We start from the raw sequence: 12,373 nt of genomic DNA, 5'->3' as shown, positions 1-12,373 counted from the left end.
GACGATAAGTTTTGCTTTATCTATAAGTCTCCATTGGGGCTTTTTTAACTTCATCAACACATTTTTTCTTGAGATGGTTGTTTTCGGGTTGAAGTGACATTTTTTCAAGTGAATTATGGATTAAGGAAAGTCGTCAGAAAATGGGTCGCTGAATTCAAAATAAAGTTTCTCCTTAATTCTTTTCGAATCAATTAACATATTTTTTCCTGTCGGTGGTTTGCATCAGGAACTTGAGCCATTTCAATTATTCGATTTCCAGAATCCATTTCTATAGTGGAACATAACTGATCTCATCTTCCTCTTTTTCGAGATTCTTCGTAAGCATGATCAACCTGGAAACTTTCTCCCCGAAATGCTCTTTGAATCCCAGAAGAGCATTAATTTCTCCTTCTCTTACGTGGTCTGTATAGGTGCAGTTTATACCTGTAAGCGTTCCATCCCTGCCTTTGATGACAAAATCCACTTCTCTTTTTTCTTTCCAGAAAAAAAATTCTACTTTCCTCCGCTTCAACTCTATAAAGGCAAGGTTTTCTGCAAGTCTCCCTTCATCGGCAGAAAAGGTGAATGACACCGAATTTCGGAGTCCATTGTCGATGCAGTAGACCTTCCTGGGCATTTTGATTGAGGTCGAATCTTTAACCGAGTATGAAAAGAAGTTCAGCTGATATATGAGGTAGGCCTGTTTCAGGTAAAGCAGGTACTCTTTCAGGCTGTTGATTGAAAGTCCTGTAGCGTTTGAAATTTTTGAGTAGCTGAGGAGGGTAGAAATGTTTGAGAGGGAATAATTTGCAAGTTCAATCAGTTTCGCACTTTCTTGGATCTTTCGACCAACAACTATGTCCCGAAGGAGGATGCTGTTGAAGTATTCTGTTAGCCGCAGGTGATTGATAACCATATACTTTTCCAGGACAACTTCAGGAAAGCCCCCTTTAAAGAGGTATTTGTTGAAATGGTGCAGAATCTCGTTTCTCTGGACGTCGGGGTCTTTTAGTTCAAAACCTTCAATATCCAGGTATTCCCTGAAGGAAATAGGAAAGACGTGCTGCGTGATCATCCTCCCGGTCAAAAGAGTTGCGAGCTGGTCAGAGAGCAGGGAGCTGTTCGAACCCGTGAGCACGAACTTGAGTTCTTCCCCGTAGAGGTCGTAGAACTTCTTGATCCACTGTTCCCAGCCTTTGATGTTCTGGATTTCATCCAGGAAGATGTATTTTCTCCCTTATTTTTGCAAATTGAGAAGGAGCACTTTTATAATCAAAATTTTGTGGCTTTGTAGAAACCCATCTATGCCAGCTTCAAGAGGCCAGAAATAGATATAATGATTCCGGGACATTCAGTTAAAATTAATAAAGAAGGGTCATTTCGGAGGATTTCTATAAAGCCAATAAAAGAAAGATTATTATCTTATAGTTTACAATTATTTTGTGTAGTTCGGGGGAATCTTATTCATCCAGTCATTTTTATAGTCGCACTTATAGTTGCACTTATAGTCTCACTTATAATCACACTTATAATCTCACTTATAATCTCACTTATAATCTCACTTATAATCGCATTCGGTTATGATAACCAGCTTAACCCGAAAAAACTCTTACTTCAATGAATTGCTATATTATCGTAATAAAAACCTGTCAAATTTCAAGTTTTTTCAAAATTCTCAACAAATTTAATTATCCATATATTAAGGGGTCTAAAATGAAAGGAACGAAATGTAATAAAATATTTAGGGGGCAAACCTTCAATAAAACTTTGGGGGTAACAGTACTTGCTTTTTTAATGTTGGTGAGTATCGCAGGCGCCTCGCCATTTGCATACATTGCAAATGAAGAGAGTAACAGTATCTCTGTAATCGACACAACCACAAACAAAGTTACAGCTACGATATCTGTAGGATCCAATCCTATTGGAGTTGCAATTAATCCAAGTGGGACAAAGGTATACGTAGCAAATTCTCATAGTAACGATGTATCTATAATTGACACGGCAACAAATAATGTTAAAGCTACTGTGCCTGTAGGACGTTCTCCTCAAGGGGTTGCAATCAGCCCGGATGGAAAAAAGGTATATGTGGCAAACAGGGCCAGTAACACTGTTTCTGTAATTGATGCCACCATAAATACTGTTGTAAGTACAGTGAATGTAGGAAAATCTCCTGCGGGAGTAGCGGTAAGTCCGGATGGAAAAAAAGCATATGTGACAAACGAAGGCGACAACACTGTCTCTATAATTGACACTGCCACAAAAGCTGTTATAAGCACGGTATCCGTGGGAAAAGGTCCTAAGGAGATTGCGGTCACACCAGATGGAACCAAGGTGTACGTAGCGAACTCCGATAGTGGGATCATTTCTGTAATTGACACTGCTACCAACACCGTTACAGCCACTGTGAAGGTCGAGGGAGCCCCTTCTGGAGTTGCATTCAACCCGGAGGGAACAAAGGCATATGTGACTGATAATGGAAAATATTTCAGCAATGTTTCTGTAATTGACGTTTCTACAAACAAAGTTACAGCCACAATACCTGTAGGACCCAATCCTGTGGGAGTTGCAGTCACACCGGACGGAAAAAAAGTGTATGTAACAATCAACCTCTGTAACACCGTCTCTGTGATTGACACTGCTACCAACACCGTTACAGCCACGATGCTTGTAGGAAACGGTCCTCATGCTTCAGGCCAGTTTATAGGTTCTATCCCGGTACAACCAGTTTATCCTTTAGCGAACTTCAGCAGCAACATCACATCAGATTATGTTTTCCTTTCCGTACCTGTGCAGTTTACAGATCTATCGGAGAATGCAACCGGTTGGACCTGGGACTTTGGAGATGGGTCTGGTTCAACAAAGCAGAATCCCACGCATACCTATTCTGCAGCAGGAATCTATACTGTTAGCCTGACAGTAGGCAATTCAAACGGCACAGATTCAAAGCTTGCTACAGTAAATGTTGTACCAAAAGGTTCTCCTGCGCCTTCATATGCATTTATTACGAACATCAACAGCAACACTGTTTCTGTAATTAACACAGGAAACAACACCTTTACAACCACGGTGCCCGCAGGAATTAACCCATTGGGGGTTGCAGTCAGCCCGGATGGAACAAGGATATACGTGACGAATGCTAACTACGGCCGCCGCGGCACTGTTTCTGTAATTGACACAGCTATGAACAGGGTTACAGCCACCGTGGATGTAGGAGATAAATACTATCCCTGTGGAATTGCAGTCACACCGGATGGAAAAAAACTATATGTTGCGAGTCGTGATATCAACGCTGTTTCTGTAATTGACACAGCCACAAACACTGTTACAGCCACGGTGCCTGCAGGAAAATGGCCTATGGGAGTTGCAGTCACACCGGATGGGACAAAAATATATGTGACGAACCGTTATAGCAGCACTGTTTCTGTAATTGACACAGCCACAAACACTGTTATAGCGACTGTGAAAGCTGAACCTGGCTCCTGTGGAATTACAGTTAACCAGGCGGGAACAAAACTATATGTGACGAATTGTGAAAGTAACACTATTTCTGTAATTGACACTAGTTCAAACACTGTTACAGCCACGGTGCCTGTAGAAGAATGGCCTATGGGAGTTGCAGTCAGTCCGGATGGAACAAAAGTATATGTGGCAAATCAACGCAGTAACAATGTCTCCGTAATTGACACCGCAACAAAAACTGTTATAGCTGCTTTGAAAGTCGGAAATAATCCTTACGGAATTGCAGTCACACCGGATGGAACAAAGGTATATGTAGCGAACTGCGGCGACGACGATAATCTAGGAAAAACTGTCTCTATAATTGACACAGCCACAAACAAGGTTACAGCCAAGGTAAATACAGGTTTCAGTCCTGTTGCTTTCGGTCAGTTTATAAGTCCTCTCCCGGCACAACCAGTACTTCCTGCTGCAAACTTCAGCAGCAATCTCACATTCGGTTATGCTCCTCTTTCTGTCCAGTTTACGGATTTCTCGAAGAATGTGGATGGGTGGAACTGGAACTTTGGAGACGGATCCGGTTCAACACAGCAAAATCAAGCACATACTTACTCCAGGGCAGGGAATTACAAAGTAACGCTTACAGTAAACAATACAAACGGCACTGATTTGAAATTTGCCACAGTAACTGTTCTGGCACAGCCAGTATTTTCTGCAGCCTCAACTTCAGGAAAAACGCCGTTTAGTGTTAGTTTTACTGACCAGAGCACAGGATTTCCAGCTTCATGGAACTGGACTTTTGGAGATGGAACTTATTCAACGGAAAAGAATCCTGTACACATCTATAGAAAATCAGGAAAATATTCTGTTACGTTGACATTAAACGAAACGGGGAACAAGAGTGCAGTAACAAAATCCAGCTATATTATTGTTTCAAACGGGAATGAAGCCCCTGTTGCTGCTTTTTCTGCATCTCCAGCTTCAGGAAAATCGCCTCTTACTGTTAGTTTTACCGACCAGAGTACGGGAGCTCCAACCTCAAGGAAGTGGACGTTTGGAGACGGTACTCATTCAACCGGGGAGAACCCTGTACATACATACAGCAAAGCAGGATTATACTCTGTTACATTAACAGTAAGTAATACAGACGGCAGCAATACGTTAACAAAATCCAGGTATATTGTTGTTTCAAACGTTTTAAATGGCCCTGTCACCAGCTTCTCTGCGTCTCTTACTTCAGGAAAAGCTCCTTTTACTGTTGATTTTACAGACCAGGGCAAAGGATCACCAGATTCATGGAAATGGTCTTTCGGAGATGGGGATACTTCAACAGAAAAGAATCCTGCACATACATACAATAAATCAGGACTTTATTCTGTTACATTGACAGCAAGTAACGAAAAAGGCAGTAATTCGTTGAAAAAAACCGGCTATATTGCTGTCCCAAACATTTTAGCTGCTCCTGTATCCAAATTCTCTGCATCCCCAACTTCCGGAAAACCGCCTCTTACCGTCCATTTTACTGACCAGAGCACAGGGTCGCCAACGGCATGGAAATGGTTTTTCGGAGATGGAAGCAATTCAACAGATAAAAATCCTGTACATACATATAATGAATCAGGACTATATGCTGTTAGATTGACAGTAAGTAATGCAAACGGCAGTAACACGTTGTCTAAAACCGGCTATATTGCAGTCTCAAACTTCTTAGATACGCCTGTTACCAGCTTTTCTGCATCTCAGACTTCAGGAAAAGCGCCTCTTACTGTTAGTTTTACTGACAAGAGCACAGGATCGCCAGCTGCATGGAAATGGACTTTTGGAGATGGAAGTGATTCAACAGAAAAAAATCCTGTACACAAATACAATAAATCAGGAAATTATACTGTTTCTCTGACAACGACTAATGCCGGAGGCAGTAGTAAGGTGCAAAAATCAAACTATATTGTAGTTTCTGACAGCGGTACTGTGACGTCGAATCCAGACTCTATTGTCCCTGCCGCCGTTTTTTTAGCAACCCCCACTGCAGGAAGTATGCCTCTTACTGTTAGTTTTACTGACAAGAGCACAGGGTCGCCAGCTGCATGGAAATGGACTTTTGGAGATGGAACTAATTCAATAGAAAAAAATCCTGTACACACATACAATAAATCCGGAAAATATTCTGTTACATTGACAGCAAGTAATGCAGATGGCAGTAATGCGTTGACAAAAACCGGCTATATTGTTGTTTCAAACACTTTAAATGGTCCTGTCACCAGTTTCTCTGCGTCTCCTACTTCTGGAAAAGCGCCTCTTAATATTAGATTTACTGATGAGAGCACAGGGTCGCCAACTTCATGGAGATGGATTTTCGGAGATGGAAACTTTTCTACAGAAAAGAGTCCTGCACACACATACAATAAATCAGGACGATACACTGTTACATTAACAGCAAGTAATGCAGACGGCAGCAATACGTTAACAAAATCCGGCTATATTGTTGTTTCAAACGCTTTAAATGGTCCTGTCGCCAGCTTCTCTGCGTCTTCTACTGCAGGAAAAGCGCCTCTTACTATCAGATTTACTGATGAGAGCACAGGATCGCCAACTGCATGGAGATGGACTTTTGGAGATAGAAGTGATTCAACAGAAAAGAATCCTGTGCATACATACAATAAATCAGGCCTTTATTCTGTTACACTGACAGCAAGTAATGCAGATGGCAGTAATGTGCTGACAAAAACCGGCTATATTGCTGTCTCAAGCGTTTTAAATACTCCTGTTACCAAATTCTCTGCATCCCCTACTTCAGGAAGCATGCCTCTTACAGTTCATTTTACTGACGAGAGCACAGAGTCGCCAACTGCATGGAGATGGACTTTTGGAGATGGCAACGTTTCTACAGAAAAGAATGCTGTACACACATACAATAAATCAGGACTATACTCTGTTACATTGACAGCAAGTAATGCAAACGGCAGTAACACGTTGTCTAAAACCGGTCATATTGCGGTTTCAAACTCCCTTGTCGCTGCCTTTACTGCATCTCCAACTTCAGGGGCTGCACCGCTTGGTGTCAGTTTTACTGATAACAGCACAGGATCACCTGATTCATGGAAATGGGCTTTTGGAGATCGAAATACTTCAACAGAAAAGAATCCTGTACACGTATACAATAAAACAGGGCAATATACGGTTAGTTTAACAGTAAATAATTCAGGAAGTATTAGTACTGAAACCAGATCCAGATATATTGTAGTTAGTAAGTAAATATCCCGGATCGAAAAAAACAGCTTTGTAGAAACCTATCTATACCAGCTTCAAGAGGCTAAAATAGATAAATAAATTCATGACATTCAGTTTAAGTCGATGAGGATCAGTAGTTTCGGAAGGTTTCTACAGAGCCGAATTATTCCATCTTTTCATTTATTTTTTTATCAGAGTATGATTTTTAATAAAGCTTTTACGTTTATATAAGGAGCCTATCCCAAAACCAACTTTTATTTCTAAACTCATAAGTATCAGAACCAATTTTCTGATCAGCAGCTCCAATAATTATTTCAAAATCGAGTTCAAATAAGTGATTTTTGAGTTTTGGGATCAGCTCAAGTTCAGCTTCAGGCATTCCTTTAAATAAACTTACTTTCTTCACTCATTCAACTTCAGTTAAAATATATTTTTTCTGCCAGTGGTCTGCTTTAATCTCCCCTGAACACGTTTATTGAAGAAAAGGGTTAAGAAAAGATAACTAAAAAACCCATGAGATTTTGCAGATTTAAAAGGGGCACTTTGCAGGGTCGATCTTTTAGATCAAAGTGATTTTTTCTGGTGAAGGGCTTTTTTCTGATTTTTCAATCGAATGCTCCTCTAACTTGTTGCGGGGTGCGCCAGCGCAACTTTGATTAAAATAGTTCAGTCAGTATTTGAAATAAACTTTGATATGAAATAGAGTACCATTAAAAGTATCAATAGAAAATATAATTTCTAAAACCCGTTTTTATTTCGTTTATGACTTTTTTAGGCCCATTCAGCAAATATGATATAACTAGTATTCTCTGAATACTATCTAAATAATATTAGCTTAATGAGATAACTATATATAATAAGTATATGTAGTTTATAGTAACCACAATTAAAAAAGAACTTAACAGTGGGGAATGGAAACATGAAGCTGATACCTGGCTAAGAGTGGTTAGTTCCGGGGAAGAGATCTTTATACTCGGTCTGATGAACGCCTTGTTCACCTGGTTTTCAGGCCTTCAAATAAGGACAGCTTTGGAATGGTAGAAACCTGCCCGAAGATTGAGGTAATCCAGTTACCTAAATCTTATATGAATACAATCAAAACGAATTTAAAAAACAAGTAAACCAAGTGGGTGATGTTTTGTGGAGTATGTAAGAAAAACATGTCCAATTTGTGGGAGTGAGTTTATAGTCCTGAAAAATGTGGAGGAAAAGGCAATTTACTGTAAACTTGAATGCCTTTCAGCTGCTCAGAAAAAGGTGAAGAGGGAGAAAGTTTCCTCGTTCATGTCTGCATAAATTATTCCGTTTCAGCGTAAACAGTATAATTTCTTTACTTATTCCCTTTAATCTAAAGCAATTAAAAACTAAAACCAACTTAAATCAAGAAAGAACTTAACAGTGGGGGAGAAAAAAATGAGAATAAGAGTAGTTAGTTCCAGAGAAGAGATCTTTACACTTAATCCGAATGAGCGCCTTGTTCACCTGGCTTTCCGGCCATCCAACAAAGACATCTTTGGATTGGTTGAAACCTGCCCGAAGATTGAGGTAATCCAGTTACCTAAATCTTACATGCGTACAGTTTCAAAATCCATAGAAATGTTCCTTCAGATGCAGAGAATCCAGCTTATCGAAGGAGATGTCTGGGGGCACAGGAAGGATATAAACGAATATTACGCAATTTCCTCTTCAGTGATTGAAAAGATTAAAGAAATGAAAATCGAAGGTAAATCCACTGAGGAAATTGAGAAAAAGGTTTCAAGGGAAAGCAAGCTGAACCCTGGAATGGTAGATTATATCCTGAACAAGGAAATTCCTGCCTGAATTCAAATAATATAAAACATTTTGGTAGGTGTTTTGCTGGAGATTAGATCGGATAGAAAGGGGTTGAGTCTTCCGGTCCCTGATCTCTAACTTAATATTTTAGAGGAAAATCGGGAAAATTACTGCTGAAAGGGTTTCAACTTTTAGATCGAGAACTTGAGGTTGATAACAGTATCATTAGACATCAGTAAGGCCTCTACTATTGATATTATTGAAAAATCATCTGCCAATTCTGAAGTGGTTTGAGTCACATTTCTTATTTTAAACCTCTTTTTTAAGTAAGTTAAAATATATTTTTCCTGCCGGCGGTCTGCTTAAATCTTCCCCGAATACGTTTGTTGAGATAATGTTAAGAAAAGTGAACCAAAAACCCGTGATTTTTGCAGTATTATAAGGGTCACTTTGCGGGGCTTCTTTAGATTAAGCGATCCTTTACCTCTCGGGGAGATTTTTTGATTTAAGGGACTTTTTCAAGTTAATTATAGACTAAAGAAAGGAGCCCGAAAAAGGATCGCTTAATAAGAGGTGAAAAGTTCTCTTTATCCTTTCCAAGTAACTCAAAATTGATTCGAAAAAGGTAAGTTGGAGTCGTCCATCTATATGTCTTTTTATATGATTCAGAAATATCTGTTATTATGGTTGACACACCCGAAAATTTGCCCGGTTGGGTAATTTGGCTTATTATTATATTTGCTATTCTCACAATTTTGGTAAAATGGGTATTACCTGTTATAAACTCCTAATTCTGAGACCGATACATGGCAATTTAAAATTCAGATAAATAAGCATGAACTCATTAGAAACTAATATTTAGTGTCTTTCCACTAATATTTTTTAAACATTTTCCCAGTTTTAAGTATTCAGAAGTATCCGAAACTGGACCGCTGAATCTGGAATGAAACCTCTTCTTATAATTCCAATTCAATTGAAATATATTTTTTCCTGCCGGCGGTCTGCTGGAATCTACCCCGAATACGTTTGTTAAGGTAAAGTTAAGAAAAGCGAAATTGAAAAACCCGTGATTTTTGCAGCTTTAAAAGGGGCATTTTGCCGGGCTTCTTTAGATTAATCGATTCTTTTCCTCTGGTGAGAGTTTTCGATTCAAGAGACATTTTTCAGGGGAGTTATGGATTAAGGAATTCGTCAGAAAATGGATCACTTTATACGAGGTAAAAATTCTTCTATATCCTTTTTAGGTAACTCTAAATCATCTTCCTGAACCAATAGCCTTAGCAGGAATTTTAAACTATTTCAATCATCTGGTTCCAAGAACCCATTTCCAGAGAGGAACATAGATAATATCATTTTCCTCTTTTTCGAGATTCTTTGTGAGCAAGATTAACCTGGAAACCTTTTCCCCAAAATGTTCCTTGAATTCCAGAAGAGCATTGATTTCTCCCTGTCTTATGTGATCTGTATAGGTGCAGTTTATACCTGTGAGCGCTCCATCTATACCTTTTATCACAAAATCCACTTCTTTTTTTTCTTTCCAGTAAAAGAATTCTACTTTTCTCCGTTTCAACTCTACAAATGTCAGGTTCTCTGCAAGCCTTCCTTCATCGGCAGAAAAGGTGAATGCTGTTGAATTTCGGAGTCCATTGTCGATGCAGTAAACCTTCCTGGGCATTTTGATTGAGATTGAATCTTTAACTGAATATGAAAAGAAGTTTAACTGGTATATCAGGTAGGCCTGTTCCAGGTAAAGCAAGTATTCTTTAAGGCTGTTAACCGATAGCCCTGTTGCGTTTGAAATTTTTGAATAGCTCAGGAGGGTAGAGATGTTTGATAGGGAATAATTCGCAAGTTCGATAAGTTTTGCACTTTCCCGGATATTCCGACCCACCACTATGTCCCGAAGGAGAATGCTGTTGAAGTACTCGGTTAGCCGGAGGTGGTTTATATCCATATCCTCTTCCAGGACAACTTCGGGAAAACCTCCTTTGAAGAGATATTTGTTAAAATAGTGCAGAATTTCGTTTCTCTGAATGTCAGGATCTTTTAATTTAAAACCCTCAAAATCAAGATACTCTTTAAACGAAAGGGGAAACACATGTTGCGTGATCATCCTGCCGGTCAAAAGAGTAGAGAGCTGGTCAGAAAGCATACTGCTATTCGAACCCGTAAGCACAAACTTGATATCTTCCCCATAAAGGTCATAGAACTTTTTGACCCACTGTTCCCAATCCTTTATATTCTGGATTTCATCAAGGAAGATATATTTTCTCCCTTTCGGCACATGAAGCTCTATGTATTCCCCAAATATTCTGTCGAGCAGTCCTATGTTTTTGTCTTCAAAAGGTTCATCGAGGTTGAAGTAAAGGATATTTTCAGGTTCCACTCCTTTTCTTATAAGATGATCTATTGCCTGGTACATCACAGTAGACTTACCACATCTCCTGACCCCGGTAATGCAGATAACCTCCCTGATATCCAGAAGCTTCAGGATTGTTTCAAGGGTCTCGGGGCGTGAGATCCTCTTTTTAGAAGCAGGGACTTTTCCTTCTGTCCACCAGGGGTTCCACATTTTCATGAGCTGTTTCATAGGGAATATTTGGGTGTAGAGTATTTATATCTTTCATTACAATGACGATATTTGAAGCCATAATCATCATTATAATGACGATTATTTAAATGAAAGTGAATTTGAGCCTTATGATGTCGGGGTATTAACAAAGAAAAGAGATTTCTTATTTTGTCTTTCAATTCATTTGAAATATATTTTTCCTGCCGGCGGTCTGCTTAAATCTACCCAGAACACGTTTGTTGAGATAATGTTCAGAAAAGCGAAATTGAAAAACCCGCGATTTTTGCAGCTTTATAAGGGGCACTTTGCAGGGCTTCTTTAGATTAAGCGATTCTTTTCCTCTGGGGGAGGTTTTTGATTAAAGTAAGACTTCCAACTAAATTCTACGCATAAAATTCATTAGCTGAGTTCAATGAAGATTATTTATAGCATTTTTAAGCAAAGAAATAGGGGGTTATTTTCTGGATATACCTAAATTTAAAAGACTACCAGGACACATAGCTATAATACCGGATGGAAACAGGAGATGGGCTCTAGATAGAGGCTTAGAAAAGCATGAAGGATATAAATATGGAATAGTTCCAGGCCTAGAGCTATATGATATATGCGTAAAAACAGGAATATGCGAAATTACTTTTTTTGGATTCACTCAGGATAACACAAAAAGACCTCAAATTCAAAGAAAAGCGTTTGTAGATGCCTGTATAAAGTCAGTTAAAGAACTTTCAAAACGTGATGCTGAACTTCTTGTAGTAGGGAATACCAATTCGGACATGTTTCCAAAAGAGTTACTTGCATATACAAACAGGACTAAATTTGGGAAAGGTAAAGTAAGGATAAATTTTTTGGTAAATTATGGCTGGTATTGGGATTTAACGTCTGCATTTGAGAACTCTTCAGATAGTAAAAAAATGATAGAAAATATTGCATCAGCAGACATTCCAAGAATAGATTTACTTATTCGTTGGGGAGGAAGACACAGACTTAGTGGAATGCTTCCAGTTCAAACGGTATATTCGGATATATACGTGGTTGACGAAATGTGGCCAGATTTTAAGCCAGAACACTTATTCAATGCACTGGAGTTTTATCAAGATCAGGATATTACGCTGGGTGGATAATTGACTTTCTTGCCTTTTACCAATCCTTTAAAATTGATTTTTTCTTTTTTGGGCAGTTTTCAGATTAAGTTGAAAATCTGTTAACCGAGTCTTGTTTTCATAGGAGCCATCTGAAACTGGACCGCCGAATACGAACTGAAAACCTTCCCTCAAAGCAATTTATTTAAAATATCTTTTTCCTGCCGGCGGTCTGCTTAAATCTACCACGAATACGTTTGTTAAGATAATGTTAAGAAAAGTGAAA

At 39.0% G+C, this 12,373-nt stretch carries 7 protein-coding genes and 1 pseudogene; 5 read left to right on the top strand and 3 right to left on the bottom strand.

The features are described 5' to 3' along the window. Positions 1-268 precede the first annotated feature (268 nt). Entirely contained in the window at positions 269-1,204 is a 936-nt protein-coding gene (locus EO98_RS02410) for an ATP-binding protein (protein WP_304413517.1), read from the bottom strand. 488 nt (positions 1,205-1,692) lie between these two features. On the opposite strand from EO98_RS02410, the gene EO98_RS02400 reads away from it, so the two are divergent. Then, positions 1,693-6,687: a PKD domain-containing protein gene (locus EO98_RS02400; RefSeq protein WP_048141605.1), complete on the top strand. Its 4,995-nt coding sequence runs from the start codon at positions 1,693-1,695 to the stop codon at positions 6,685-6,687. A 199-nt stretch (positions 6,688-6,886) separates the two neighbouring features. Here EO98_RS02400 and EO98_RS02395 read toward each other — a convergent pair whose 3' ends face one another. Beyond that, entirely contained in the window at positions 6,887-7,069 is a 183-nt protein-coding gene (locus EO98_RS02395) for a hypothetical protein (protein WP_048143809.1), read from the bottom strand. A 479-nt stretch (positions 7,070-7,548) separates the two neighbouring features. On the opposite strand from EO98_RS02395, the pseudogene EO98_RS17625 reads away from it, so the two are divergent. The 3 genes and pseudogenes from EO98_RS17625 to EO98_RS02390 all read left to right on the top strand — a co-directional run. After that, positions 7,549-7,775, top strand: a pseudogene (locus tag EO98_RS17625) (DUF1699 family protein); the annotation flags it as partial. 28 nt (positions 7,776-7,803) lie between these two features. Further along, positions 7,804-7,959 carry a hypothetical protein gene (locus EO98_RS18810; RefSeq protein WP_200895225.1) on the top strand — a complete coding sequence of 52 codons (156 nt, stop codon included), beginning with the start codon at positions 7,804-7,806 and terminating at the stop codon, positions 7,957-7,959. Between the two features lie 117 nt (positions 7,960-8,076). Further along, positions 8,077-8,484, top strand: coding sequence for a DUF1699 family protein (locus EO98_RS02390; protein WP_048141607.1), 408 nt, complete (start codon positions 8,077-8,079; stop codon positions 8,482-8,484). A 1,255-nt stretch (positions 8,485-9,739) separates the two neighbouring features. Here EO98_RS02390 and EO98_RS02385 read toward each other — a convergent pair. Then, complete coding sequence (locus EO98_RS02385) at positions 9,740-11,026, bottom strand: ATP-binding protein (protein ID WP_048141610.1); 1,287 nt, start codon at positions 11,024-11,026, stop codon at positions 9,740-9,742. Between the two features lie 407 nt (positions 11,027-11,433). Here EO98_RS02385 and EO98_RS02380 point away from each other — a divergent pair, with 407 nt between their 5' ends. Beyond that, positions 11,434-12,129 (top strand): undecaprenyl diphosphate synthase family protein, encoded by a 696-nt coding sequence (locus EO98_RS02380; RefSeq protein WP_369799017.1) that lies wholly within the window; start codon positions 11,434-11,436, stop codon positions 12,127-12,129. Positions 12,130-12,373: the final 244 nt, after the last annotated feature.

Origin of the sequence: Methanosarcina sp. 2.H.T.1A.6, from assembly GCF_000979455.1 — an archaeon.
Taxonomy (GTDB): Archaea; Halobacteriota; Methanosarcinia; order Methanosarcinales; family Methanosarcinaceae; genus Methanosarcina.
This window is presented reverse-complemented; position numbering and strand designations above follow the sequence as displayed.